The organism is Streptomyces sp. NPDC060366, assembly GCF_042725135.1.
Taxonomy (GTDB): domain Bacteria; phylum Actinomycetota; class Actinomycetes; order Streptomycetales; family Streptomycetaceae; genus Streptomyces.
The window spans coordinates 363205-386551 of the sequence record NZ_JBHXDC010000005.1; the positions used below are offsets into that span (position 1 = coordinate 363205).

The following is a 23347-nucleotide window of genomic DNA, read 5'->3' on the forward strand; positions in this document are numbered from 1 at the left end:
CGCCCGCACATCCACGGGCACATGCGCTCGATGGTTCACCCTTCAGAGGAGCGTCCGCGCCCTGGTCAGGCGTCCCCGGTCGGCGTCCCGGTCAGGCCTCGTCGCTCGGCAGCGCGTACAGCCGGGGAAGGTTCACCACGATCGCCTCCTGGGTGCTGCGGGCGATGACGACCACCGCCTCCTCCGTCGGGTCGGGGTTCTCCTCCCGGTGCGGCACGAACGGCGGGACGAAGATGTAGTCCCCGGGGGCGGTGCGCAGCCGTACCTCCTCCGGTTCGTCGCCGGAGTCGTCCAGGAAGACGAACTCCGGGTGTCCGCTGACCACATGGATGGCGGTCTCGGACTCGCCGTGGTGGTGGTCGGACGAGGAGGTCGCGGGGGCCACGTGCGTCTGACCCATCCACAGCTTCTCGGAGCCGACGGTCCTTCCGCTGACGGCCGAGAATCTGCGCATGCCGCCGGTCTGCGCCGTGTCGCCGTCGAGCGAGTCCGCGCGGATGTGGTGCAGACGGGTGCGCAACGACGCCGCGGGGCGGTCCGGGGCGTCGGGGAGGTGCGGGTGGAACCCCTCACCGGGGGTCGTCAACTGCTCGCTCATGGCCGGGACGTTAGGACGGCCCCGGAAAGGATGTCAAGACATGTCCATTACCGTTCACCTGCGGCAATGTTGCCGAAACAGAACCATCGAACCGGCGGAAGCCCTCTCCTCGGGCGGGCGGTCCGGCATGATGTGGTCATGCATATCTCCGCGAAGGCGGACTACGCCACCCGCGCCCTGATGGAGCTCGCGTGTGAGCCCGCCCGTCCGCTCACCTGCGAGGCCATCGCCTCCTCGCAGGAAATCCCGTTCCGTTTCCTGAAGTCCGTGGTCGGTGAGTTGCGAAAGGCGGGACTCGTCCGCAGCCAGCGCGGCTGCGAGGGCGGCTACTGGCTCGGCAGGCCCGCCGAGGACATCACCCTGCTGGACGTCGTACGCGCCGTCGACGGCGAAGTGCTCACGCTGCGCGGCGAGTCGCCGGCCGGGCTCGACTACCCCGGCCCCGCCGGAGCGCTGCCCGGCGTGTGGCGGCAGGTCGAGGCCCAGGCGACGGCGCTGCTCGGCGGGCGGACCCTCGCCTCGTTGCTGCCCGCGGGCGCGGCCGGGCGGGACTCCAGGGTCGGCGCCGCGTGACGCACGCGCCCCGAGCACGTCACGCGCCTCAGCCACGCAAGGCGACCCGGGCACCGCTCGCGGCGGAGTCGTCGGCCGTGCTGGAGGTGGTGGAGTACACCGACCCGCTGTGCCCCTGGGCCTGGGGATCCGAGCCCACCTTCCGCAAGCTGCGGGCCTCGTTGACCGGCGAGGTCCGCTGGCGGCGCGCGTACGCGATCCTCTTCGACCACGACGACGATCCGGCGCCCGACCCGGCGGCGGAGACGGCCTGGTACACGCGCTATGTGACCGAGATCAGCGCGCACACCCTCGCTCCGCGCCCGCTTCTGCTGAAGCGTGTCGCGGCGAGCTCCTGGCCGTCCTCGCTCGTGGCCAAGGCCGCCGAGTTCCAGGGCCCGGACGTGGCCGAGCGCGTACTGCGGCGCCTGCGGGAGAGCGTCTTCGTACGGGGCGAACCGGCGGACACCACCGCGCTGGCGCTGTCCGCGGCTCGCGGCGTACCCGGTCTGGATCCGCGGCGCCTGGCGGCCGACGCCGCCTGCGCCGACGTGCTGGAGCGGGTCCGCGCCGACCGCGCGGAGGCACGCCGCCCGGTGCCCGAAGTCCTCTCCGTACGGGACGAGTCGCCGCATCCCGGCGCGGCCAAGGAGACCCTCGACGGTGGGCACCGCTACGCGCTGCCCACGCTGGTGTTCCACCTGGGCGCGACACACCGCGTGGTGCCCGGCTGGCGGCCTTTCGAGGCCTACGTGGCGGCCGTCGAGGAACTTCGCCCGGGGCTGCCGAAGCCGGCCGAACCACTGTCCCCGGCAGGGGCGTTGGAGCGTCATCGGAGCCTGACCGAGCCCGAGCGGCAGGTGCTGACGGAGGGCGCCTGGCCGCCGCCGCACGCCGTCCGGTTGGACACCGCGAGCGGCCCCGTGTGGCTGCATCCGGACGAGGCCGCGGCGCGTCCCGAGGTCACCCCTTCCGGTCCCGCGAGCCCCTGATCTGCGGTCAGAGACCGTCCCGCCCAATGAGACACCAATTGGTGTCCATTGACAGGCGCCGAGATCTGACGCCAGGATGTGCCGCATGAAGACGACGCATCCCGGTGTGCTCTGCCGCTACGTGGATCTGCGGCGCACGTCCAGCGCTCTCTGTCGCTGACCGCCGGCCGCCCACGGCCCACCGGCGCCTGAACGCCCCCGGCGACATCGCCGGTCCGCCGCTCCGTCGAGCCGCGCGGACCGTCGCCGGTCGCCGCCGGCGGTAGCCGTCAATCCGCGCCGCCACCCAACACCCAGGACCGGTCCGGCGAATCCGAGCGGACTCCAACTCCCCCGCGTTTCGCCGTACTCCGGCCCGCCCCGCGAATCGTCGCCGCCCCCGCCCCGGGACGTGGCGTCCCCGACGTGTGCAACGAAGCCTCCGTCGGCATGCCCGCTCCCGCACGAGCCGACGTCCGCGCCGATACGGCCCCTTCGTCCGCCGATCCCGGCGCCCCGTCACGGGCACGGATCATCAGAGAGAGAAAGACATGTCCGGACGACTCACGCTCCGCCGCCCATCGCACCTCCGATCCCGCCGACAGGCCGACCGGCCGCGCCTCGCCGCCCTCGGCACCGCGCTCGTCACCGTGCTCGTCCCGTCCCTCGCCGCGTGCGGCGGCGACGCCGCCACCTCGGGCGGCGACGCCACACTCAAGTGGACCTCCTCCTACTTCCCGACCCACTGGGACCCGGTGGTCGGCGGCAGCGGCGCCCAGTTCCGCGAACTCGCCCTGGTCTACGCCTCGTTGACGCGAACCGACGAGAGCGGCAAAGCGGTCCCGGATCTCGCCGAGAGCTGGGAGTACAACGACAAGGGCGACCGGATCACCTTCCATCTCCGTCCTGACCTGAAGTTCAGCGACGGCGAACCCCTGGACGCCACCGCCGTCAAGGCCGCGGTCGAACGGGCGAAGGAACAGCAGGACTCCGCACTCTTCGGCGACCTGACCTCGATCGAGTCGGTGGAGGCGGACGGACTGGACGCGATCGTGAACCTCGGTCAGGTCGACTACCAGATACCGCAGTTGCTCGGTCAGCGGGTCCTCCAGATCGCCAGCCCCAAGGCGGCCGAGTCCCCGAAGGAGCTGGACCGCGCCCCGGTCGGCGCAGGGCCTTTCATCGTGACGCAGTTGATACCGGGCACCAAGGCGGTGCTGAAGAAGAACCCGGACTACTGGGACGCGGAGAACATCCACATCGACAACGTCGAGCTGACGTCCGCGCCCGACGCCTCCACCGTCGTCTCCGGCCTCCGGACCGGCGTCTACAACTTCGCGGACATCGAGCCCAGCCAGGCGGACGCCGCCAAGAAGGCCGGCCTGGACGTCTTCGTCCAGCCCGGCTTCAACGCCTCGAACATCAGCCTCAACGTCAACAAGGCCCCCTTCGACGACAGCAGGGTGGTCGACGCCGTCCGCCACGCGGTCAACCGCCAGGAGTTCGTCGACAAGATGACGTTCGGCTACGGCGAGGTGACCAACCAGCCGTTCCCGGAGAGTTACGTCGCCTACGACCCGGACTCCCGCGACGCCTACCCGTACGACCCCGCGAAGTCGAAGAGACTCCTCGCCGACGCGGGTCACCGGGCCGGGGACATCAAGCTCGACCTGGTCATCCCCGCCGAGGACCCACAGGCCGAGATCGTCCAGTCGCAGTTGGCCAAGGTCGGCATCACCGTCAACATCAAGATCGACAAGAACTGGGCCACCCCGTTCTTCGCCAAGGACCTGACGTTCTCGCTCTACGGCACCACGGGACGTGACTCCGCCGCGCAGACCCTCACCGCCCACTTCGGTCCCGACGGCCCGCTGAATCTCAGCTCGCCCTACGAGCCGGCCGGGTTCGACGCGGCCATCGCCAAGGTGCGCCAGACACCGCTGGAAGCGGCGGAGTACCCGAAGGTCCTCCAGGCGGCGACCCGTGCCGGTCTCAAGAGCGAGGCGCTGGTCTTCACGTACTCCTCGCCGAACCTGATCGCCAAGAGCAGGTCGATCTCGGACCTGCCCGGCAATCCGGCCCACATCGACTGGACCGGCGTGACCGTCACCGGCTCCAACTGAGCCTCGTCCACAGCGGATCAGCCCAACACAGAGAGGAGGCATCCCCATGACGAGGACCGCGGTGGAGCCGGCGCCCGGCCGGCCGCACGGGGTCGCCGCGGCCAGGACGCGGCACGCGCTGCGCCGCGTCGTCGGCGTCGTCGCCCGGTCGGTCGCGATCTTCGTACCGGTCTTCCTGGTCGCGACGTTCGTGACGTTCGCGCTGCGCTCGCTCAGCGGGCTCAGCCCCGCGCGTATCCAGCTGGGCGAGGAGGCGACGCCCGAGGCGATCGCCCGGGTCGAGGCCCAATGGGGCCTCGACCGGCCCTTCCTCGTCCAGTACGGGGACTGGCTCGGCGGTGTTCTCCACGGTGAGCTGGGCACCAGTTGGACCAACGGCGCGGACATCTCCGCACTCATCGGCCTCGGTCTGGGCGTGAGCCTGTCGATCGCGACATTCGCGCTGGTCATCGGGGTGGTCGTCGGATTCCTCCTCGGTACGCTGGCGGCCCTGCGACGCACCACCTGGATCGACCGGTCGATCACGGGCTTCGTCACCGTCATCTCGGTGATGCCCGCGTTCGTGGTCGGCATCGTGCTGGTCGCGGTCCTCGCGGTCGGGCTCCAGCTCTTCCCGGCCGCCGGCTACGTCCCGGCCGAGCAGGGCGTCGGACCGTGGCTCGCGCACATCACCCTGCCCGCCGTCGCGCTGAGCTTCGACGTCATCGCGGACGTCGCCCGCCAGTTGCGTACGAGTCTGATCGCCGCCTACTCCGAGAACTACGTGACGGGCGCGGTGGTACGAGGGCTGAGCCCCCGCCGGATCTTCTTCGGCCATGTGCTGCGCAACGGCCTGGGGCCGACGCTCGCCACCCTGGGCCTGAAGTTCCCGTCCCTGGTGGGCGCCTCCGTCGTGACGGAGTGGATCTTCGGTCTCCAGGGCTTCGGCAGATTCGCCAACGACTCGGCCCAGGCCGGTGACGTACCCGCCGTACAGGGAGTCCTCGTGGTGTCGATCGTCCTTGTCGTCGGCTTCAACCTGATCGTCAACCTGATGCTGGCGCGCGTGACGCCGGCGTCCCAGCGGGGAGTGTGAACCATGGTGCGCCGCGTCCTCTCACTCACCTCCGGCCGGATCGCCGTGGTCATCCTCACCGTGATCGCCCTGCTCGCCGTCCTCGGGCCGCTTCTCGCCCCGCAGGATCCGCTGGCCACCAGCGACAACACGCTCGCCGCCGCGTCGGGCGCCCACTGGCTGGGCACGGACTACCTCGGCCGCGACGTGTTCAGCCGGCTGCTCGACGGATCGCGCGTCAGTGTGCTCGGCTCACTCGAAGTGGCCCTGGTGGCACTGGTGGTGGGCGCGATTCCCGGCATCCTGTCGGTCTATCTGGGCCGCGTCTTCGAGTGGCTCACCCTGCGGCTGGCCGACACACTGGTCGCGCTGCCGTTCCTGTTGTTCGCCGTCGCGGTGATCGCACTGCTCGGCAACGGGATCACCCAGGCCATGCTGGTCACGGGCGCGCTGGTGTCCCCACTGTTCTACCGGGTGGCCCGCGCCGCCACCCTCTCGGTCGCCCGCTCGCACTATGTGGAGGCCGCGCTCATCTCGGGGGCGTCCCTGGGCTGGGTCGTACGCCGCCATGTCTGGGCCAAGGTGCTGCCGCCGATAGCGGTCGCGCTCGCGCAGACCATCGGCGTCGGCTTCGTGATCGTCGCGAGCCTCACGTTCCTCGGCATCGGCGTCCAGCCGCCCGCACCCACCTGGGGCGGTCTGCTCGCCTCCGACCTCGGCTATCTCAGCCACCGGCCGTGGGCGCCGCTGCCTCCCGCACTGCTGATCATGGCCACCGTCTGGGCCGCCAATCTGCTCGCCGACGCAATCCGTGACGTGTCCGGCGAGGCCGGGCGCGCACTGCTCAACAACCGCGAGGCCCGCGCCGACCGCCTCGACATGGCCGGCCCCGCCCCCGCCGGAGGTACGTCATGACGACGCTGTCCGAGAACTTCGCCCCCCGGACCCGGCAGAGCCCGCGGGCCCCGGAGAACACCCCGAGGACCACCGCACCCGACACGGCCGGTCCCACGGCCGGTGCCACGACCCCGCCGGTGCTCGCCCTGCGCGACGTACGCGTCGGTGACCGGGCCGGCCGCCGCGAGATCGTCCACGGGGTGAGCTTCGAACTCACCGCGGGCAGCACGGTCGGCATCGTCGGCGAGTCGGGCAGCGGCAAGACCCTCACCTGCCGCGCCGCGCTGGGCATCCTGCCCCCGCACTTCGATGTCACCGGCGGATCGATCGCGATCAACGGCACCGACATCAGCACGCTGACGCCGCGTCAGTGGACGGCCCTGCGGGGCGGCACGATCAGCGCCGTCTTCCAGGATCCGGCGTCCTACCTCAACCCCTCGATCCGGATGGGCGCGCAGATCGCCGAGGTGATCCGGGTCAAGAAGGGGCTGAAGCGGCGTGCGGCACGGCAGCTCGCCCTGGAGTTGCTGCGGGCGGTCCAACTGCGTGACCCGGAGCTGGTCTACGGCCAGTACACCTACGAACTGTCCGGCGGCATGCTCCAGCGCGTGCTGATCGCGGCCGCGATCGCGGCCGACCCGCAACTCCTGATCGCCGACGAGGCCACCACGGCGCTCGACGTCACCGTCCAGGCCGAGATCCTCGACCTCCTCACCGACCTGCGCGAACAGGCCGGTCTGGCCCTCGTCGTCGTCTCCCACGACCTGGCCGTCGTCGCCCAGATGTGCGACGAGGTCCTGGTGATGAGGGAGGGCGAGGTCGTGGAGCGCGGTCCGACACGTTCGGTGCTGCACGATCCGCGGCACGAGTACACCCGGCTGCTCATCGCCGGGCACGAGGAGTACGGCCTGGAGAAGTTCCTCGCCCCGAAGACCCCCGCGGTAGCCAAGGAGGCGTCGTGACCGCCGAGTCGCCGGGAAAGGCGCCCACCGAATCCGCGGACGCCGCCCGGACCCGGGAACCGGTCCTGGACGTCACCGGCCTGGAGGTCCACTACGGTTCGCGCCGCCGGCGCCGGCGCGCCCTGGCCGGCCTCTCGCTGAGCGTCGCGCCCGGCGAGACCGTCGGCGTCATCGGCGAGACCGGATCGGGCAAGTCCACCTTCGCGCGGGCCGTACTCGGCCTCGTACGCCCCTCAGCCGGTTCGGTCGTCATCGGCGGCGAGGACGTGAGCGCGTACGGACAGCGGCAGTGGCGCGACCTGCGCCGGCGCGGGGTGATCCAGTACGTCTTCCAGGACCCGCTGCGCAGCCTCGACCCGGACCTCACCGTCGAGGACTCACTGACCGAGCCGCTGCTCGTCCGGGGTGTACCGGGCAAGGAGGCGGCCGAGCGCGCACGCGCGTTCCTCGCCCGGGTCCGGCTCACGGAAGAACTTCTCGCCCGGCTGCCCGGGGAGTTGTCCGGCGGGCAGCGCCAACGCGTCGCGGTGGCAAGGGCGTTGATCACCGAGCCCCGGCTGGTGATCCTCGACGAGCCCGTCAGCGCCCTGGACTCCGCCAACCGCGTCCAGATCCTCGGGATCCTCAAGGAACTGCGCGCCACCGGGGTCTCCCTCGTCTTCATCTCCCACGACCTCGGATCCGTCGCCGGGATCGCCGACCGCATCGCCGTCCTCCATCAGGGCGAACTCGTCGAGGTCGGCGCCGCCCGCGACGTCATCAGCGAGCCGCGACACCCGTACACGCGCCTGCTCGTCCGCTCCGCGCCCACCCTGCACACCGCCCCGGCCGACAGGGCCGAGCGCGAAGCCCTGCGCGCGCTGCTGAACGCCTGAGCCCCACGACAGACAGGAAGAGCCATGTCCCGCACGATCCATCTCGCGCTGCACCCCTACGGCGTCGGCGGCCCCGGCCAGCACGGCCTCTGGAAGGACCCGCGCGTCGCCAAGAACGCCAGCATCGACATCAATTACTACATCCGGCAGGCCCAGGCGGCCGAACACGCCCTCTTCGACGCGCTGTTCGTGGTCGACAGCCAGTTCATCAACGCCACCTACCCGGCGCACTACCTCAACCGGCTAGAACCGCTCACCCTGTTGTCCGCGGTGGCCACCCACACCCGGCACATCGGGCTGGTGGGCACGGCGAGTTCGACGTACAACTCACCGTTCAACCTCGCCCGCCGCTTCGCCTCGCTCGACCACATCAGCGGCGGACGCGCCGGCTGGAACGTGGTGACCAGCTTCGACACCGGCACCTCCAGGAACTTCGGGCTCGACGAACACCTCGACTACACCACCCGTTACGGTCGCGCCCTGGAGTTCGTCCAGGTCGCCCGCGGTCTGTGGGACTCCTACGAGGACGACGCCTTCCCGGCCGACGTGGCTAACAACGTCTTCCTCGACCCGGCCAAGTTGCACGCGCTCGACCACGCCGGCGAGCACTTCGAGATCGCGGGCCCGCTCAACCTCTCCCGCTCGCCGCAGGGCCAGCCGGTGATCTTCCAGGCCGGAGTCTCCGAGGAGGGCCGCGATCTCGCCGCGCGGGTCGCCGAGGGCATCTACGCGCCGGGCGGGCCGCTGGAGCAGGCGCGCGCCTACTACGAGGACATCAAGCTGCGCACCGCGGCGTACGGGCGCGACCCCGACCACATCAAGATCTTCATCCACGGCGGTCCGGTCGTCGCCGGCACCGACGAGGAAGCCCGGCGCCGAGAGCGGGAGATCTTCGAGGAGGACAACGACTTCGACCGCAATCTCGCGCTCCTCGGCCGCTCCTTCGGGGCGTACGACTTCAGCCGGCACGACCTGGACGCGCCGTTCCCGGACGTGGCCCACCTCGCCGAGAAGGGCGGCCGTACCGGCGCCGCCAAAATTATCGAGCGGGCCCGGACCAATAATCTGACGCTCCGTCAAGTCGCTGCATCTCTGGGGGAGTTCCGCCGGTCTCCGTTCGTCGGCGCGCCCGAGACCGTCGCCACCACCATCGAGGAGTGGTTCGAGGCCGGCACCTTCGACGGCATCAACCTCGCGTTCCGTACCGACGACGACCTCAACCTCTTCGTCGACGGTGTCGTCCCGATCCTCCAGAAGCGCGGCCTGTTCCGCACCGAGTACGCGGCCGACACCCTGCGCGGCAACCTCGGCCTGCCGGTCCCGGCCAACCGTCACAGCCGGGAGTCCCGGCTCGTGAACGACTGAGCCGCCACTCCCCCGGTCCAGTCCGGTCTCCGAAAGGCACTCACGATGACCACCGAGACAGCGCGCTTCAGACTCGGCTTCCTCACCCATGTCCAGGGCCGCGGCAGCGACCAGGCCCGGATCTACCGCAACGCGCAGGACCTCTTCGTCGCCGCCGACGAACTCGGCTTCGACGTCGGCTGGGTCGCCCAGCACCATGTCCCCGCCGGCGGGGGCGGCCTCTCCTCACCGTGGACGTTCCTCGCCCACGCGGCGGCGAGGACCACCCGGATCCGGCTCGGCACCGCCATCACGGTCCTCCCCCTGGAGGACCCGGTCCGCCTCGCCGAGGACGTCGCCACCGTGGACGCCCTCAGCGGCGGGCGGGTCGAGATCGGCGTGGGCAGCGGCTACAACGTCCAGGAGTACGCCGCGTTCGGCCAGGACGTCGCCCGTAAACGCGAGTTGACCAGCCAGAACCTCGATGTGCTGCGCCACGCCCTGGCCAACGACGAGGTGCGTACGCCCGGTTTCCGTATCCAGCCCGCGGCCACCGGCTTCTCGGACCGGATCTGGCAGGGCGTCTTCAGCGAGAGCGGGGCCGCCTACGCCGCGGCCGGTGGCTCGAACCTGCTGCTCAACCGTGCGGCGTACGGGTTCGACGCCCCCACCGACGAGGTGCAGCGCCCCTGGGCGGACGCGTACCTCGCCGCCTGGGACCGGCCGCGGCGACCGCGGATCGGGCTGTCCCGGTTCGTGTTCCCCGCGAAGGACAGGCGCACGGCGCTCCGGCAGATCAGCGACGACGTCCACGGGGCGGCGCTGCGCATGTCGGAGAGCGGTGCCTTCCCGAAGGGCCTGTCCGTGGACGAGGCGCTGCGCCGCTTCCACTCCTTCCACGGCGCTCCCGAGGAGATCGTCGAGGCGCTCCGGCGAGAGCGGGTCCTGCCCGTCGCGACCGACCTGATCACCCAGTTCAACCCCGCGATCCCGGACCAGGACGCCGCGCTCCGGGCGCTCGAACTCATCGCGACCGAGGTGGCGCCCGCCCTGGGCTGGCAGGCCGCGTCCGCCGCCGGACCGGTCCCCGAACCCGCAGGAGTGTGAGATGACCGAGTACACCGACCACTACGGACCCGATGGCCTGCGCACGCGCGGCACGATCGTCGTGGTGCCCGGCCGTGGAGAGACCCGCGCGACGTACGCCCGGCTCGGCAGGCGGCTCGCCGCCGACGCCTACCGGGTCCGTGTCGTCGACGCCCCGTCCCTCGACACCGGCGACCCGGCGGACTCGCTGGACCCTTTCGGCGGACTGCTCGCCGAGGCCGTGGCGGACACCGCGGACGACGACGACGCCGTGCAGCCGGTCGTACTGGTGGGGGCCGACACCGGAGCCGTCGCCGTCGCCGCGCTCCTCGGCAGGGACCGGGACCCGGCCGCCTTCCGGCCGGACGCCGTCGTTCTCGCGGGGCTCCCGGGCGGCGCCGTCACCACCGCCCGCACCTGGGACGAGGAACTCGACGTACGCACCTCCTGCCCGGCCCATCGCGGCACGCTCACCGACGACTCACAGGTACGACGGGGCTCGCTCGGCGACGCGGTGCCGGACGAGCTGCTCAGGGCCGCGTTCGACAGCGAGTCGGACGTCCCGGCGCTGCTCCTCGTCGGCGACGCCGATCCGCTCGCGGACCGCGACGCACTCGTCCGCGCGACGAAGTCACGTGCCCGCGCCCGCCTTTCGGTGGTCCGCGGCGCCCACCACGACGTTCTGAACGATGTGCAGCACCGCTCGGTGGCAGCGGAGGTCGTCACCTTCCTGGAGACGCTGCGCAACGAGCTGGTGCCGGTGGTCGCGGTGGAATCCAGCGCGTGGTGAGAACCGCCGTCCGACAGTCGCGTCGCCGGCGTGACCGAACCGCCCAGTCCCCCGGCATCTCTGAACCCCCAACCCCGGAAGGGTCCTCACATGGCCGCCATCCTGTCCGTCTCCGGTAGTCCCTCCGCCACCTCCCGCACCGCGCTGCTCCTGCGCCACCTGGACGACCGGCTCCGCCGCCAGGGGCACGACGTGATCTCGCTGGACGTGCGCACCCTGCCCGCCGAGGCCCTGCTCGGCGCCGACTTCCGTCACCCGGCCATCGTCGAGGCCACGGCGCTGTTCGCGCGGGCGGACGGGGTGGTGATAGGCACTCCCGTCTACAAGGCGGCCTATTCGGGGCTGTTGAAGTCGCTGCTCGACCTGCTGCCGCAGTACGCGCTGACCGACAAGACGGTGCTGCCGCTGGCCACCGGCGGCACGACGGCCCATGTGCTGGCGATCGACTACGCGCTGCGCCCGGTGCTCAGCTCGATGGGGGCCGGGCACATCGCGCCCGGCTGGTTCACGCTCGACAAGGAGATCACCGTCGGCGACGACGGCACGCTGACCGTCGCGCCGGGTGCCGCCGAGGCTTTGGCCCAGGTCACCGACCGGTTCTCCGCCCTGCTGGGGGGCTCGGCCTCTCATGTCGCGGCCGTCGGTGCTCAGGGGCCGGACAGCCAGGTGCGGATACCCGCCAGCGCGGTGGGGCCGTAGTCCTCGGTGACACCTCGGGCGAGGTCCGCGACGGATATCGCCTCAAGTGCCGCACGCCAGGCGGCGTCCGCCCCGGCCATCGCCCGGGAGATCGCGCAGGGCCGCGCGCACGCCTCCGGAGGTGTCGCCAGCGGACCGCGTTGACGGATCTCGGTGCAGACGAACGCGGGCTTCGAGCCGTCGACGGCCTCGACGACATCGAGAACGCTGATCAGTTCAGGGGCCCTGGTCAGGGCGTACCCCCCGGCGTTGCCCTGGCTGGAGCTGACCAGACCGGCCCGCGAGAGCGCCTGCAACTGCTTGGCCAGATAGCTGGCGGAGACGTCGTGCAACTCCGCGAGCCGGGCCGCGGGCACCGGATCGGGAGCCGTGGTCAGCACCACACAGCAGTGCAGCGCCCACTCGACGCCGCCCGTCAACTTCATGACCTCACCCTTGCTCCGCGCTCCCCCGTTGACTCGGACAAATACTATCCGACTATGATTGCGGACAATAAATATCCGAGTTGAGGACGGCGTCCTCAACGGGAACTCCCGCGCGCCCTCCGGCAAGCGGTGAAGGGTGACAGCCATGAAGATCACAGTCGTCGGTGGTACGGGACTGATCGGCTCGCAGGTCGTGAACAAGCTGACCGCGGCCGGGCACGAGGCCGTCCCCGCGGCGCTGTCCACGGGAGTCGACCTGCTCACGGGCAAGGGCGTGGACAAGGCGCTGGACGGCGCCGAGGTCGTGGTCAACCTCGCGAACTCGCCGACCTTCGACGAGGCGTCGCTGGACTTCTTCCGTACCTCCATGACCAACCTGCTGGCCGCCGGCGAGAAGGCCGGCGTACGGCACCAGGTGATCCTCTCGATCGTCGGCGTGGACCAGGTGCCCCAGCTGGACTACTACCGCGCCAAGGCTCTCCAGGAGGAGCTGCTGCGCGAGGGGCCGACGCCGTACTCCATCGTGCGCGCCACCCAGTTCTTCGAGTTCATGGACGCCGTCCTGTCGTGGACCTCGGACGACACCACGGTCCGGCTGCCCGCGACTCCCATCCAGCCGATGGCGTCGGCGGACATCGTCGACAACGTGGTCGAGGTGGCGACCGGCGCCCCGCTCCAGGGCATCCGCGACATCGCCGGCCCGGAGGTCTTCCGTCTCGACGAGCTCGGCCGGATCACCCTGGCCGCCAAGCACGACGACCGGACGGTGACCACCGACGACGGGGCCGGCATGTTCGCGGTCATCACCGGCGACGTGCTCACGGCGGGGCCGGACGCCCATCTCTCGTCCACGCGCTACGAGGAGTGGATCCGGCAAGGCCGGTAGTTCCCGACGGCGCGGCCCCTCAACCCCCGTGCCGACGGCCGGAGTTCAGCGGTCGGCGCCCTCGGCCACGGGGGCGAAGTCGCGCCCGCCCGCGATCTCCGAGGCGGGCAGCGCCTCCGTCAGCCGCCGCCGCTCGTCCCGCGACAGCGTGATGTGCGCGGCGGCGGCGTTCTCGTCGAGCCGGGATCGGTGGCGCGTGCCGGGGATCGGTACGACTCCCTCGCCGAGCAGCCAGGCGAGTGCCACCTGCGCGACCTTGACGCCCTTGTCCGCCGCGATCCGCTCCACGCGCTCCACGAGCGCGCGGTTCGCGGCGAAGGCCTCCGGCTGGAAGCGCGGCAGCCGGCGCCGTGCGTCGTCCGGGGCGAGGTCGTCGAGACTCCTTACGCCTCCGGTGAGCACCCCGCGCCCGAGCGGTGAGAACGCGACGAGGCCGATGCCCAGTTCGTCCATGACGGCCTTCTCGCCGTTCTCCAGTACGTCGCGTGAGAAGAGGGAGAACTCCGACTGCACGGCCGCCAGCGGGTGGACCGCGTGGGCCCGGCGGATCGTCGCGGCGGACGCCTCGGACAGTCCGATATGACGGACCTTGCCCGCCGCGACGAGTTCCGACATCGCGCCGACGGACTCCTCGATCGGCACGTGCGGGTCCACGCGATGCAGGTAATACAGGTCGATCACGTCGGTGCCCAGATGGCGCAGCGATCTGTCGGCGGCCCGGTGGATGTACGCCGGGGTGCCGTTACGTCCGTGCACCGTCCCGTCGTCGTCCGTCTCGGACGACGCCTTCGTGGCCAGGGTGACCTCCGCACGCCGGTCCCCGAGCGCGCGGGCGATCAGCTTCTCGTTCTCGAACGGGCCGTACGCCTCGGCCGTGTCGATGAAGGTGACGCCCTGGTCGACGGCGTGGCGCAGTGTCGCGACGGACTCCTTCTCGTCACTGCTGCCGTAGAACGCGCTCATGCCCATGGCACCGAGCCCGAGGACGGAGACCCGCAGTCCGTCACCGAGTTCCGTGGTCTTCATCGTCGTGCCCATGCGGTTGCTCTCCTTCTTCTTGCGCTTCTTCTTCGGCGTGCAGCCGGTACGCGTCGATCTTCTTGTCGATCGCGGACAGGTGCCGCTTCGTGCGTTCCATCTCTTCGATGACGCGTTCGCGGTGCCGCTCCAGGAACTCCAGGCGTTCGGCCTCGGTACCGGAGCGGCGGCTGAGATCGGCCATGACACGCATGTCCGCGATCGGCATTCCCGTCTCGCGGAGCATGACCAGCCCGGAGATCCAGGCGATGTCGTTCTTCCGATAGCGACGGCGCCCGCCCGCGTCTCGCGGCGCGGGGTCCAGCAGCAGCCCTTCGCGCTCGTAGTAGCGCAGGGTCTCGACACCGACTCCGGTCAGGGCCGCCGTCTCCCCGATGGAGAGCCCGCCGGGCGGAACCTCGTCGGGGACATCGGGGAGAAGCAGTGGTCCGCTCATGTCGTTCATCGTGCGACCTGTAGCGCGCTACAGGTCAAACCGACGCGGCCGACCGGGGCACGGACGGGCGTGTGGCGGACACGCGCGGAGTGTGGGCCGAGCCTTCTCCTCGCGGACGCGCACCCGGCGCCGTCGGGCTCAGGTGTTGTCCTCGATCTTGATGGCCTCCCTGAGGCTCTTGACGGCCGTGCCCGGCTTGCCTTCCTGCGTCTCCAGGAGCGCCGCCGCTATGGCGTCCAGCTTCAGCTGGATGGCGTGCTCCGCACGGCGCTCGGAGTTCTTCAGCAGGGCGAGCAGCAGCAGTGTCACGGCGGTCATCGACTCGCCGGCGAGCAGCAGCCAGGTCACCTCCAGCTTGGCGAAGTGCGCGCCGATGACGATGCCGACGAGGACCATGCAGACCCCGAAGAAGGCCGGTGAACTCGAGAAGTTGGAGGCGTACTCGGCAAGGCGGGCGAACCGTCCGGGCCTGTCGCCACCACGGTCCGCGGGATGTTGAAGCGTCATGCGCCCGACCGTACACACGTTCTTTCCGTTCTCGGGCGACGGCGTCGGGCGCGCTGTGTTTCCTCTCACGCATACGTTCGGATCCGAGGGGCACCCGCACTGACACCACGAACGATGGCCAACCGAAATGAACCGGACAGGGCGGACAGGAAGTCTCTCCGGACGACGTACGACAGGCGGGGAAATGGCTACGACGGACAGCAAGGACGGCGAAGAGAAGCAGGCGCGTATCGACATCTCCACGGCGATGCGAAAGGCCGCCGGACAACTCGCCGAACTGCTCCGCTGCGAGCCCAGTTCCGTGTCCGCTCTGAAGGCCACGGACGACGGGTGGACCGCTGATGTGGAAGTCGTCGAGATCGAGAAGATCCCCGACACCACCAGTGTCATGGCCTCCTATCGCGTCTCCCTCGACGGTCAGGGCCAACTCGTGGGCTACGAACGAATTCGCCGGTACTCACGGGGCCAGGTCGACCGCTGAGTCGCACTCGCACCGTGATCGGGCCGGACCACGTAACAGAACTCATTGGAAGGAAGGTCGACGATGAGTCTCGTACAGCAGAGCAACGCCTCCAACTCTGGTGGTAGCGGATCTGGAAACCTCTACGACGTTCTTGAGCTGATTCTCGACAGGGGGCTCGTCATCGATGCCTTCGTTCGTGTCTCGATCGTCGGTATCGAGATCCTCAAGATCGATGTTCGCGTCGTCGTCGCCAGTGTCGACACCTATCTGCGATTCGCCGAGGCGTGCAACCGACTTGACCTCGAATCGGGCCGCAAGGCCCCGACACAGCTCACCGACATCGTCGGTGACACGGTCGAGAGCGGGGCCAAGGGCAAGTCGAAAGGAGCACTGACGGGCGCGGTGGAAGCCTTCACCGACTCGTTCCAGAGCGGCCGTTCCGACTCGGACTCCGACTCCCGCTCCAGCTCCAGCTCCGACGACGACAAGGAGAAGGAGAAGCGGCCGGCGCGCAAGACCGCTTCGTCCAGCGGCAGCCGCCGCACCACCCAGCGCCGGGAGGAGTGAGCGATGCCCACGTACATCTACGCCATCACCGCGGCCGACCACCCGCTGCGGCTGGACGGCCTCAACGGTGTCGGCGACCCGCCGTCCGCCCTGCGGACCGTGAAGACCAAGGCTCTCGGCGCCGTCGTCAGTGACACGCCGCCGGACTTGCGTGCCAAGCGCCGTGATCTCGTCGCGCACCAGAGCGTGCTGGAACGGCTGATGACCGACGGCGCCGCGCTGCCGATGCGGTTCGGCCTCGTCGGGCCCGACGACGACCAGGTGCGCACGGCGCTGGAGGAGGAACGGGACAGCTACACCACCCGCCTCACCGAACTCGACGGGCGACTGGAATACAACCTGAAGGTCTCGCGGGAGGAACAGAGCCTGCTGCGCGAAATTCTCGCCGAATCCGCCGAAGTACGCCGGCTGAGCGAGTACACGCGCCAGAATCCCGCCGCGCAGGACGAGAAGGTGGCACTGGGCGAACTCGTCTCCCGCGAGATCCAGGTCCGACATGACGCGCTGGCGGGCGAACTGCTGAGCGCACTGACTCCGTCGGCGGAACGTGAATCCCGGGCCGATCCCACCAAGGCGCATTTCCTGAATGTGTCCTTCCTGGTGAAGCGTGACGAGGCGGCCGCCTTCTCACAGGCTGTTCACGAAGAGGCGGAACGCCGGGGTGACGACTACGAGTTCACCCTGAACGGACCGCTGCCCCCTTACAGCTTCGTCTGACTTCCGCTCATTCGACAGACTCCCACTGATCGGAGGATCCGCCATGGGCCTCATCTCGCAGATTCTCACCCTGCCGCTCGCACCCGTGCGAGGTTCCGTCTGGGTTCTCGATCAGGTGGTGCTCGCGGCTGAACGCGAGTACTACGACCCCGATCCCGTGCGCAAGGAATTGGCCGATCTGGAGAAGGAGCTGCTGAGCGGCGGTATCAGCGAAGAGGAATTCGACCGGCGCGAGGACGAACTGCTGGACAGGCTCGAGGAGATCGAGGCACACCAGCGACGTCTGCGGGCCAATCCCTGACACGGGGAGATTGAGGTGCACGAGAGATGACAGGCAACGTCAAGATAGGTGTCGCCCTGGTGGGCGGATACCTGCTGGGACGCACGAAGAAAGCGAAAATGGCCATCGGCTTCGGGATGTTCCTGGCCGGCAAGAAACTGAGCTTCGATCCGAAGCAGCTCGGCAAACTGGTGGCGAACTCGCCCGTTCTGGGCACTCTCAACGACCAGGTCCGCAAGGAACTGGTGGATGCCACGAAGTCCGCCGCCACCAATGCCCTGACGCAGCGGGCCTCCGGTCTGGCCGACTCCCTTCACCAGCGGACCCTGGGCCTCGACGGCAAGGGCGACGGCAAGGACGTACGTGCCGAGGACCGCGAGGACGACGACCTGGACGAGGACGACCGGGACGACCAGGACGTCCGCGACGACGCCGACCGGTCGGACGAGGCGGACGAGAAGCCGGCGCCGCGCCGCAAGACGGCCGCCAAGCGGTCCGCCAAGCCGGCGGCCAAGACCGCCGCCAAGTCCGCGTCCGGCCCCCGTAGGACCGCCTCGGGCCGTACCGGAGAGGCGCGCAAGAAGACCACGTCCACCGCGCGCAAGACCGCTTCGTCGGCCGGGCGCAAGGAGAGGGGTGGCGACAATGGCTGACTCGACCCTCACCAAGTTCAAGGACGACGTGGCGAAGAATCCGGCCACCGACCGTCTGAAGGAAGAGCTTCAGAACTACCTCAAGGCGCGCGCCACGCACGCCGTCACCAACCTCGGGCAGCGGCTCGGCGAAGGTGTCGGGAAGCTGGCCGATCCCAAGAACGGTCCCGGCGGAGCGGTGAAGTCTCTGGCCAAGGGCGGCCAGGCGCTCGGCGAGGGCAAGTCGCCCGCGCAGGCGGCCATGGCCGCCGGTACCTCCCATCTGAAGGACACCATCAAGGACAAGGTCAAGGGTTTGTTCGGCAAGGGACGCAAGGGCGGCGGCGGCAAGTCGAAGAGCGTCACCATCACCGAGGACATCGACGTCGGTGTGCCGGTGCGTGAGGCGTACGACCAGTGGACGCAGTTCCAGGAGTTCAGCACCTTCGCCAAGGGTGTCGTGAGCGTCGAGAAGGCCGACGACACCAGCAGCAACTGGAAGGTGAAGGTCGCCAAGTCCACCCGCAGTTGGAAGGCGAGCGTCACCGAGCAGGTACCGGACGAGCGCATCACCTGGACCACCGAGGGTGCCAAGGGGACCGTCAAGGGTGTGGTGACCTTCCACGCCATCACCGACAACCTGACGCGGGTGCTGCTGGTTCTCGAATACTTCCCCAAGGGGCTGTTCGAGAAGACCGGCAACATCTGGCGCGCCCAGGGCCGCAGGGCCCGTCTCGACCTCAAGCTCTACCGCAAGTTCATCATGATGCGCGGCGAGGCCACCGACGGCTGGCGCGGTGAGATCCGCGACGGGGAGGTCGTGCTGGAGCACGACGACGCCGCCGCCGAGGAAGAGGCCGGTGAGCAGGAGGAGAGCGAGGACGCTCCGGAGGCCGAGGCCGACGAGGAGTACACGGACGAGGAGGAGCTCCCCGAGGAGGACCAGGAGGAGCGTGCCGAGTACGACGACGAGGAAGAGGTCGCCGACGACGAGGACGCTCCCGCCGAGGAAGCTCGCGCCGACGAGGAAGCTCCCGCCGACGACGAGTACGAAGACGTGGACGAGGACGAAGTCGTCGACGACGAGGAAGAGGAAGAGCCGGCCCCGCGTTCCCGGCGCCGTACCGCCTCGGCGAGTCGCTGACATACTCCGCCGACAGCACAGACAGGGCTGATTCCAGTGTCCGATTCACTGGCCGGCCGTATGGGGACCTCCTCCGGGGTGTCCCCATACGGCCAGCAAGGGTCATCCGCAAATCTCGCCGACATCCTTGAGCGCGTGCTGGACAAGGGCATCGTCATCGCCGGCGACATCCAGATCAATCTGCTCGACATCGAACTGCTCACCATCAAGCTGAGGCTGCTGGTCGCGTCCGTGGACAAGGCCAAGGAGATGGGCATCGACTGGTGGGAGCACGATCCCTCGCTCTCCTCCCGGGCCCGGCCCGCGCCGTCGGTGAACGGATCCCACGGCTCCCACAGCGTGCACGGCTCGTCCTCCGATGACGGCGAGGCCGGTCCTCTGGCACTGGAGAACGCCCAACTACGCGCCGAGCTCGCCGAGTTGCGGGCCGCTGTGGAAGACAGGGGGAAGCGGTGAACAGCACCGAGGCGCGCCCCGTGGCCCCGCCGATGAGTTACGTCTACGCGGTCGGCGGCGCCGGGGACGCACTGGACTCCGCCCTGTCCGGCCGCACCGGGGCGCACGGCGGCTCGTTGCGGACCGTGCGCGCCGGGGACCTCGTGGCCCTGGTGTCGTCGGTGCCTCATGACGCCTTCGGTACGGACGGTCTCCGGGCGCAGATGGAGGACATCAAGCAGCTCGAAGTGCTGGCCCGCGCGCACCATTGTGTGGTCGAGGCCGCCTACGAGAGCGCGACCGTGCTGCCCATGAGGCTGGCCACGGTGTATCTGGACGACGCGCGCGTGACCGAGATGCTGGTCGAACGGGCCGTGGAATTCGGTGACTTGCTCTCCCGGCTCGAAGGCCATGTCGAACTGGGCGTCAAGGTCTACGCCGACCCGCGAGAGGCCGCCAAGGCAAGCACGGCGGCGACGGCGGCCACGGCGGCGGGCGAACCCGCGGTGACCAGCCCCGGGCGCGCGTACCTGCGACAGCGCAGCGCCCAGCGCCGTAACCACCGGGATGCCTATCAGGCGGCCGGGGCGGTCGCGGCCGAGGTGCCCGCCCGGGTGGGTGCGATGGTCCGGGCCCGGCTGGCCCACCGGCCCCAGCAGGGGGACCTCGCTCCGGGAGCGGGCGAGAACATCGCCAACGACGCCTATCTGGTGGAGGCGACCCGTGTGGCCGAGTTCCACGCGGCGCTGGCGGGGCTCGCCGACGACGTTCCCGGCGTACGTGTCGAGATCACCGGTCCGTGGGCGCCGTACTCCTTCGCGACACCGCCGGCCGAGGGCAGCGGCGGCAGCGGCGGGGACGGCGGGCGACGGTGAACGGCGAACTGAACGAGGCCCTGCCGACGGTCGGATTCGCCGAGACACGGGGCCGAAGGCCGCCGGCCGGCTCGAACGGCTCGAACGGCTCGGACAGCTCCGACGACTCCATCGAGTCCCTCGGCGGACGGCAGGTCGCGCTCATCGACCTGCTCGACCGGCTGCTGACCGGCGGGGCGGTCCTGACCGGAGATCTCGTACTCTCCGTCGCCGACGTGGACCTCGTGCACATCAACCTGCGGGCGGTCATCCGCTCGATCACACCCGACGGACCGGCCCCGTGGTGAACCACGCGGGCCCGGCGCCGCGGGCGCACAAGGAGACTCACGATGGCTGACACCACGCGCGGCGACGACCTGCAGGAGGTCGCACAGGCGGCGGCACGCGCGTTCGATCTCGTACCGACGGGGCCGGACGAGCCCACACCGCGCGACGGCATCGCCCAGCGCCTCGAGACCGACCCCGACACCGTGGAACGGGACCTGATCAAGCTGGTCCTCACCATCGTCGAACTGCTGCGCCAGCTCATGGAGCGCACCGCGCTGCACCGGGTCGACCAGGGCGATCTCCGGGAGGACCAGGAGGAGCGCATCGGTATGACGCTGATGATTCTCCAGGACCGGATGACCGAACTCTGTGAGCGCTACGACCTGACCATGGAAGACCTCAATCTCGACCTCGGTCCGCTCGGTTCCCTGCTCCCCCGCGATTCCGGCTGAGCCGAGTGTCGGCGTTTTAGGCCGCATCGAGCGGCAACACGAACGTCATGACTTCAGAGAGCGAAGCAAACAAGGACGCGAACGGCACGGCGGGAAAGGCGAACGCGACCGCCAAGGCCGCCGCCGGCAAGGGGCGGCAGACGGCGAAGCGCACCAGCGCCCCCGCCCGTAAGACGGCCAAGGCCGCCGGGAGCCGCGCGAAGACCGACTCGGCTGTCGCCGCCTCGAAGGCCAAGGAATCGGGGCGAGCCGCCGAGAAGTCGGTCGAGAGCGGTGTCCGTTCGGCGGGCGACGCCACGAAGCGCGCCGGCCAGGCGGCAGTCAGCGGCTGGGAGAGCGGACAGCAGGCTCTCCTGTCCACGGCGGGGAAGGCGGCTGCCACAGCCTCCACCGCATGGACCGTCGTCAAGCACCGCAAGGCCATAGCCGCCGGCGCGGCGGCGGGAGTCGTCGGCCTGGCGGGCGGGGCGTTCGCCCTGGGCCGCCAGACGGCAAAGCCGCACGTAGGGCCTCTGACCCGCATGACGGGCGGCCGGTTCTGACGGTCGGCCCGCCGGGGGCCGCCGGTCGGTCGTCTCCGTTGTGTCGTCGCGGTGAAGCGGACCGTTACTGCGTGCGGGACGCACCGCCGCTGTCGTCGTCCGACCCCGGTACGTGCACGTCGAGGACATCGATGTTGACCTCGACGACTTCGAGCCCGGTCATGCTCTCGACGGCGTCGGAGACGCCCGACCGGATGTCGTCGGTGGTCCGGGGAATCGGATAGCCGTACTCCACGACCACATTCACGTCGACGGCGGCCTGCTTCTCACCGACTTCCACCCGTACACCGCGTGTGACGTCGTCGGAGAGGGACATCTTGTCCCTGGCGGCTCCCAGAGTCCGGGAAATGCCGCCGCCCATCGCGTACACGCCCGACGTCTCCCGGGTGGCGATACCGGCTATGGAGGCCACTACCGAGTCCGCGATCGTCGTCTTCCCTCTGACTTCGTGGCGGTGGTGATGGCCGTTGGACATTGCTTTCGATGTGGCTTCGCTCACTGTCATGACCGACCCGTCTTCCTGAGTTGTCACAGTCGGGAGAGATTTTTCCCGGGCGGCTGTCCCCCTTCCCACTGTGCTCCGCACATTCGGACAACGCCATTCGGGTGAGGAATTCCGCCGGCGGATACCCGTGGGAAATCAGCGTTTGTACGCGTCGCGGCGGCGGGCCGTCCTGGCGTTCCGCGCATCGCGCTGTTCGCCGGCCCCGTCGCCGCGCTCCTCGGCGCGTCCGCCCGGCTTCCGCCCGCTCTTCGCCGCCGTACCGCCGCGTCGGCGTGGGGCGCTGTCCTTCTCGTGCCTCCGGGGGTGCTTGTGCGCCGTGTGGGACTTCCCTGCCGGATCCTCCGAGGTCACCGCTTCGCCGGTACTCTTCGCCACGGCCTCGATGCTGTCCCCGGCGCTCTCGCCGACGCCCTTCACGGTCTCGCCGGCCCCCTCGCCGACATCCTCCACGGCTTCACCGGCGCCCTCACCGACGTCCTCAACAGCGGCTCCGGCGCCCCGGCCCACACTCTCCGCCGCGTCCCCGGTGCCCTTGCCGATCTCCTTGACGGCTCCCCCGGCGCCCGAACCGACTTCCTCGACCGCCTCCCCCAGCCCCCTGCTCAACTGCTCCAGGATCTCTGGGTTCCGGTCGATCGTCGTCAATACACGGTTGACGATGGTCGCGACATTGTGAAGGCGGACCTTCAGTTGCGCCTGCGCCTCGACACCCTTGATGTCGAGGTCCACCGAACCCAGCGTGACGTCAGCGCCGACATTCAGCTTGAGCAGATCGAGGACTTCGGCCTGCAGAGACACATGGGCCCGCAGATCCTGCACATTGAGCTGAATCTCTTCGATATTGAGCACCGGGACATCGAGATACACATCCGGCGGTCCCTGGTCGACCACCTCGCCCTCGGCGTAGTCGTCCGGTTCCTCTTCCGCGGCGACGACTTCAGCGTCCTCGGTGTCCTCCGCGTTTTCCGCCTCTTCCCCGTCGAATTCTTCCTGGTCGTATTCGTCCTGACCGTTGTCGCTCTGGGGCATACGACACTCCCTCACTGAGCGTGTCCCCCGCTCCTCAAGTGTCATGCGCTTGCTCCGTCGCCGCAATGAGGTGCGTCCCCGGCACCGCGGGCGGGGGCGGGGGGGGGCGGGGAATTGACCCCCCCCCCCCCCCACGGGGGCGATGGGGGGGTGGGGGATGTAGGGAAGGGCAGGCGGGGGGCCGGGGGACAGGTGT

General features: G+C 69.8%; 30 protein-coding genes. 23 read left to right on the top strand and 7 right to left on the bottom strand.

Annotation, left to right across the window (positions count from 1 at the left end):
- Positions 1 to 91 precede the first annotated feature (91 nt).
- Complete coding sequence (locus tag ACFWHU_RS16475) at positions 92 to 598, bottom strand: cupin domain-containing protein (RefSeq protein WP_385792571.1); 507 nt, start codon at positions 596 to 598, stop codon at positions 92 to 94.
- A gap of 138 nt (positions 599 to 736) precedes the next feature.
- Between ACFWHU_RS16475 and ACFWHU_RS16480 the strand changes: the two genes are divergently transcribed.
- The 11 genes from ACFWHU_RS16480 to ssuE all read left to right on the top strand — a co-directional run bounded on the left by ACFWHU_RS16480 (position 737) and on the right by ssuE (position 11951).
- Positions 737 to 1171, top strand: coding sequence for an RrF2 family transcriptional regulator (locus tag ACFWHU_RS16480; protein ID WP_385792572.1), 435 nt, complete (start codon positions 737 to 739; stop codon positions 1169 to 1171).
- 86 nt (positions 1172 to 1257) lie between these two features.
- The gene (locus ACFWHU_RS16485) at positions 1258 to 2142 is read left to right on the top strand and encodes a DsbA family protein (protein WP_387225405.1); all 885 of its coding nucleotides are present in this window, start codon (positions 1258 to 1260) and stop codon (positions 2140 to 2142) included.
- Between the two features lie 530 nt (positions 2143 to 2672).
- Positions 2673 to 4244 (top strand): ABC transporter substrate-binding protein, encoded by a 1572-nt coding sequence (locus tag ACFWHU_RS16490; RefSeq protein ID WP_387225352.1) that lies wholly within the window; start codon positions 2673 to 2675, stop codon positions 4242 to 4244.
- Positions 4245 to 4290: 46 nt separating this feature from the next.
- Positions 4291 to 5319: an ABC transporter permease gene (locus tag ACFWHU_RS16495; RefSeq protein WP_387225353.1), complete on the top strand. Its 1029-nt coding sequence runs from the start codon at positions 4291 to 4293 to the stop codon at positions 5317 to 5319.
- 3 nt (positions 5320 to 5322) lie between these two features.
- Positions 5323 to 6213 carry an ABC transporter permease gene (locus ACFWHU_RS16500; protein ID WP_387225354.1) on the top strand — a complete coding sequence of 297 codons (891 nt, stop codon included), beginning with the start codon at positions 5323 to 5325 and terminating at the stop codon, positions 6211 to 6213.
- On the top strand, positions 6210 to 7157 hold the full coding sequence (locus ACFWHU_RS16505; RefSeq protein WP_387225355.1) for an ABC transporter ATP-binding protein: 948 nt from the start codon (positions 6210 to 6212) through the stop codon (positions 7155 to 7157). Before ACFWHU_RS16500 ends, ACFWHU_RS16505 begins: the two co-directional genes overlap by 4 nt.
- Positions 7154 to 8032, top strand: a complete 879-nt coding sequence (locus ACFWHU_RS16510) for an ABC transporter ATP-binding protein (protein WP_385792577.1) — start codon at positions 7154 to 7156, stop codon at positions 8030 to 8032. The genes ACFWHU_RS16505 and ACFWHU_RS16510 overlap by 4 nt, the downstream gene beginning before the upstream one ends.
- A gap of 24 nt (positions 8033 to 8056) precedes the next feature.
- Positions 8057 to 9397 (top strand): NtaA/DmoA family FMN-dependent monooxygenase, encoded by a 1341-nt coding sequence (locus tag ACFWHU_RS16515; RefSeq protein ID WP_387225356.1) that lies wholly within the window; start codon positions 8057 to 8059, stop codon positions 9395 to 9397.
- Between the two features lie 45 nt (positions 9398 to 9442).
- A complete protein-coding gene (locus ACFWHU_RS16520; RefSeq protein WP_387225357.1) occupies positions 9443 to 10483 on the top strand; it encodes an LLM class flavin-dependent oxidoreductase in 1041 nt (346 codons plus the stop codon).
- A 1-nt stretch (position 10484) separates the two neighbouring features.
- Positions 10485 to 11252: an alpha/beta hydrolase gene (locus tag ACFWHU_RS16525; protein ID WP_387225358.1), complete on the top strand. Its 768-nt coding sequence runs from the start codon at positions 10485 to 10487 to the stop codon at positions 11250 to 11252.
- 90 nt (positions 11253 to 11342) lie between these two features.
- A complete protein-coding gene (gene ssuE / locus ACFWHU_RS16530) occupies positions 11343 to 11951 on the top strand; it encodes an NADPH-dependent FMN reductase (RefSeq protein WP_387225359.1) in 609 nt (202 codons plus the stop codon).
- Here ssuE and ACFWHU_RS16535 read toward each other — a convergent pair.
- On the bottom strand, positions 11900 to 12376 hold the full coding sequence (locus tag ACFWHU_RS16535) for an RrF2 family transcriptional regulator (RefSeq protein WP_385792582.1): 477 nt from the start codon (positions 12374 to 12376) through the stop codon (positions 11900 to 11902). The two genes, ssuE and ACFWHU_RS16535, sit on opposite strands and share 52 nt — an antisense overlap.
- 145 nt (positions 12377 to 12521) lie before the next feature.
- Here ACFWHU_RS16535 and ACFWHU_RS16540 point away from each other — a divergent pair, with 145 nt between their 5' ends.
- Positions 12522 to 13262, top strand: a complete 741-nt coding sequence (locus ACFWHU_RS16540; RefSeq protein WP_387225360.1) for an SDR family oxidoreductase — start codon at positions 12522 to 12524, stop codon at positions 13260 to 13262.
- 45 nt (positions 13263 to 13307) lie between these two features.
- Here ACFWHU_RS16540 and ACFWHU_RS16545 read toward each other — a convergent pair whose 3' ends face one another.
- The 3 genes from ACFWHU_RS16545 to ACFWHU_RS16555 all read right to left on the bottom strand — a co-directional run bounded on the left by ACFWHU_RS16545 (position 13308) and on the right by ACFWHU_RS16555 (position 15243).
- Entirely contained in the window at positions 13308 to 14300 is a 993-nt protein-coding gene (locus tag ACFWHU_RS16545; protein WP_387225361.1) for an aldo/keto reductase, read from the bottom strand.
- The gene (locus ACFWHU_RS16550) at positions 14266 to 14736 is read right to left on the bottom strand and encodes a MerR family transcriptional regulator (protein ID WP_387225362.1); all 471 of its coding nucleotides are present in this window, start codon (positions 14734 to 14736) and stop codon (positions 14266 to 14268) included. Before ACFWHU_RS16550 ends, ACFWHU_RS16545 begins: the two co-directional genes overlap by 35 nt.
- Positions 14737 to 14874: 138 nt before the next feature.
- The gene (locus tag ACFWHU_RS16555; RefSeq protein WP_385792586.1) at positions 14875 to 15243 is read right to left on the bottom strand and encodes a low affinity iron permease family protein; all 369 of its coding nucleotides are present in this window, start codon (positions 15241 to 15243) and stop codon (positions 14875 to 14877) included.
- Between the two features lie 184 nt (positions 15244 to 15427).
- On the opposite strand from ACFWHU_RS16555, the gene ACFWHU_RS16560 reads away from it, so the two are divergent.
- From ACFWHU_RS16560 to ACFWHU_RS16610, 11 genes are all read left to right on the top strand, one after another.
- Positions 15428 to 15724, top strand: coding sequence for a gas vesicle protein (locus tag ACFWHU_RS16560; RefSeq protein WP_242571278.1), 297 nt, complete (start codon positions 15428 to 15430; stop codon positions 15722 to 15724).
- Between the two features lie 63 nt (positions 15725 to 15787).
- On the top strand, positions 15788 to 16273 hold the full coding sequence (gvpJ, locus tag ACFWHU_RS16565) for a gas vesicle protein GvpJ (RefSeq protein ID WP_387225363.1): 486 nt from the start codon (positions 15788 to 15790) through the stop codon (positions 16271 to 16273).
- A gap of 3 nt (positions 16274 to 16276) precedes the next feature.
- The gene (locus ACFWHU_RS16570) at positions 16277 to 16990 is read left to right on the top strand and encodes a GvpL/GvpF family gas vesicle protein (RefSeq protein WP_385792589.1); all 714 of its coding nucleotides are present in this window, start codon (positions 16277 to 16279) and stop codon (positions 16988 to 16990) included.
- A gap of 43 nt (positions 16991 to 17033) precedes the next feature.
- Positions 17034 to 17291, top strand: coding sequence for a gas vesicle protein GvpG (locus ACFWHU_RS16575; protein ID WP_387225364.1), 258 nt, complete (start codon positions 17034 to 17036; stop codon positions 17289 to 17291).
- 26 nt (positions 17292 to 17317) lie between these two features.
- Positions 17318 to 17923, top strand: coding sequence for a hypothetical protein (locus tag ACFWHU_RS16580; protein WP_387225365.1), 606 nt, complete (start codon positions 17318 to 17320; stop codon positions 17921 to 17923).
- A complete protein-coding gene (locus ACFWHU_RS16585) occupies positions 17916 to 19046 on the top strand; it encodes an SRPBCC family protein (protein WP_387225366.1) in 1131 nt (376 codons plus the stop codon). The genes ACFWHU_RS16580 and ACFWHU_RS16585 overlap by 8 nt, the downstream gene beginning before the upstream one ends.
- A gap of 36 nt (positions 19047 to 19082) precedes the next feature.
- A complete protein-coding gene (locus ACFWHU_RS16590; protein ID WP_387225367.1) occupies positions 19083 to 19502 on the top strand; it encodes a gas vesicle protein in 420 nt (139 codons plus the stop codon).
- Positions 19499 to 20356, top strand: coding sequence for a GvpL/GvpF family gas vesicle protein (locus tag ACFWHU_RS16595; RefSeq protein ID WP_385792594.1), 858 nt, complete (start codon positions 19499 to 19501; stop codon positions 20354 to 20356). Before ACFWHU_RS16590 ends, ACFWHU_RS16595 begins: the two co-directional genes overlap by 4 nt.
- 110 nt (positions 20357 to 20466) lie before the next feature.
- Positions 20467 to 20643, top strand: a complete 177-nt coding sequence (locus ACFWHU_RS16600; protein WP_387225406.1) for a gas vesicle protein — start codon at positions 20467 to 20469, stop codon at positions 20641 to 20643.
- Positions 20644 to 20685: 42 nt separating this feature from the next.
- Positions 20686 to 21075 (top strand): gas vesicle protein K, encoded by a 390-nt coding sequence (locus ACFWHU_RS16605; protein ID WP_387225368.1) that lies wholly within the window; start codon positions 20686 to 20688, stop codon positions 21073 to 21075.
- Between the two features lie 47 nt (positions 21076 to 21122).
- The gene (locus ACFWHU_RS16610) at positions 21123 to 21617 is read left to right on the top strand and encodes a hypothetical protein (protein ID WP_387225369.1); all 495 of its coding nucleotides are present in this window, start codon (positions 21123 to 21125) and stop codon (positions 21615 to 21617) included.
- A 64-nt stretch (positions 21618 to 21681) separates the two neighbouring features.
- Here ACFWHU_RS16610 and ACFWHU_RS16615 read toward each other — a convergent pair whose 3' ends face one another.
- Together ACFWHU_RS16615 and ACFWHU_RS16620 are read right to left on the bottom strand one after the other, a co-directional pair.
- On the bottom strand, positions 21682 to 22122 hold the full coding sequence (locus ACFWHU_RS16615; RefSeq protein ID WP_387225370.1) for an Asp23/Gls24 family envelope stress response protein: 441 nt from the start codon (positions 22120 to 22122) through the stop codon (positions 21682 to 21684).
- Between the two features lie 135 nt (positions 22123 to 22257).
- Positions 22258 to 23151 carry a hypothetical protein gene (locus ACFWHU_RS16620; RefSeq protein ID WP_385792599.1) on the bottom strand — a complete coding sequence of 298 codons (894 nt, stop codon included), beginning with the start codon at positions 23149 to 23151 and terminating at the stop codon, positions 22258 to 22260.
- Between the last annotated feature and the right edge of the window lie 196 nt (positions 23152 to 23347).

Bases quoted from the DNA above. Each gene is read 5' to 3' on its own strand.
- ACFWHU_RS16475 (WP_385792571.1), bottom strand. From the start codon at position 598: ATGAGCGAGCAGTTGACGACCCCCGGTGAGGGGTTCCACCCGCACCTC.
- ACFWHU_RS16540 (WP_387225360.1), top strand. From the start codon at position 12,522: ATGAAGATCACAGTCGTCGGTGGTACGGGACTGATCGGCTCGCAGGTC.
- ACFWHU_RS16515 (WP_387225356.1), top strand. From the start codon at position 8,057: ATGTCCCGCACGATCCATCTCGCGCTGCACCCCTACGGCGTCGGCGGC.
- ACFWHU_RS16570 (WP_385792589.1), top strand. From the start codon at position 16,277: ATGCCCACGTACATCTACGCCATCACCGCGGCCGACCACCCGCTGCGG.
- ACFWHU_RS16500 (WP_387225354.1), top strand. From the start codon at position 5,323: ATGGTGCGCCGCGTCCTCTCACTCACCTCCGGCCGGATCGCCGTGGTC.
- ACFWHU_RS16580 (WP_387225365.1), top strand. From the start codon at position 17,318: ATGACAGGCAACGTCAAGATAGGTGTCGCCCTGGTGGGCGGATACCTG.
- ACFWHU_RS16550 (WP_387225362.1), bottom strand. From the start codon at position 14,736: ATGAGCGGACCACTGCTTCTCCCCGATGTCCCCGACGAGGTTCCGCCC.
- ACFWHU_RS16480 (WP_385792572.1), top strand. From the start codon at position 737: ATGCATATCTCCGCGAAGGCGGACTACGCCACCCGCGCCCTGATGGAG.
- ACFWHU_RS16490 (WP_387225352.1), top strand. From the start codon at position 2,673: ATGTCCGGACGACTCACGCTCCGCCGCCCATCGCACCTCCGATCCCGC.
- ACFWHU_RS16545 (WP_387225361.1), bottom strand. From the start codon at position 14,300: ATGGGCACGACGATGAAGACCACGGAACTCGGTGACGGACTGCGGGTC.
- ACFWHU_RS16535 (WP_385792582.1), bottom strand. From the start codon at position 12,376: ATGAAGTTGACGGGCGGCGTCGAGTGGGCGCTGCACTGCTGTGTGGTG.
- gvpJ (WP_387225363.1), top strand. From the start codon at position 15,788: ATGAGTCTCGTACAGCAGAGCAACGCCTCCAACTCTGGTGGTAGCGGA.
- ACFWHU_RS16520 (WP_387225357.1), top strand. From the start codon at position 9,443: ATGACCACCGAGACAGCGCGCTTCAGACTCGGCTTCCTCACCCATGTC.
- ACFWHU_RS16560 (WP_242571278.1), top strand. From the start codon at position 15,428: ATGGCTACGACGGACAGCAAGGACGGCGAAGAGAAGCAGGCGCGTATC.
- ACFWHU_RS16615 (WP_387225370.1), bottom strand. From the start codon at position 22,122: ATGACAGTGAGCGAAGCCACATCGAAAGCAATGTCCAACGGCCATCAC.
- ACFWHU_RS16605 (WP_387225368.1), top strand. From the start codon at position 20,686: ATGGCTGACACCACGCGCGGCGACGACCTGCAGGAGGTCGCACAGGCG.
- ACFWHU_RS16495 (WP_387225353.1), top strand. From the start codon at position 4,291: ATGACGAGGACCGCGGTGGAGCCGGCGCCCGGCCGGCCGCACGGGGTC.
- ssuE (WP_387225359.1), top strand. From the start codon at position 11,343: ATGGCCGCCATCCTGTCCGTCTCCGGTAGTCCCTCCGCCACCTCCCGC.
- ACFWHU_RS16505 (WP_387225355.1), top strand. From the start codon at position 6,210: ATGACGACGCTGTCCGAGAACTTCGCCCCCCGGACCCGGCAGAGCCCG.
- ACFWHU_RS16610 (WP_387225369.1), top strand. From the start codon at position 21,123: ATGACTTCAGAGAGCGAAGCAAACAAGGACGCGAACGGCACGGCGGGA.
- ACFWHU_RS16575 (WP_387225364.1), top strand. From the start codon at position 17,034: ATGGGCCTCATCTCGCAGATTCTCACCCTGCCGCTCGCACCCGTGCGA.
- ACFWHU_RS16555 (WP_385792586.1), bottom strand. From the start codon at position 15,243: ATGACGCTTCAACATCCCGCGGACCGTGGTGGCGACAGGCCCGGACGG.
- ACFWHU_RS16585 (WP_387225366.1), top strand. From the start codon at position 17,916: ATGGCTGACTCGACCCTCACCAAGTTCAAGGACGACGTGGCGAAGAAT.
- ACFWHU_RS16525 (WP_387225358.1), top strand. From the start codon at position 10,485: ATGACCGAGTACACCGACCACTACGGACCCGATGGCCTGCGCACGCGC.
- ACFWHU_RS16620 (WP_385792599.1), bottom strand. From the start codon at position 23,151: ATGCCCCAGAGCGACAACGGTCAGGACGAATACGACCAGGAAGAATTC.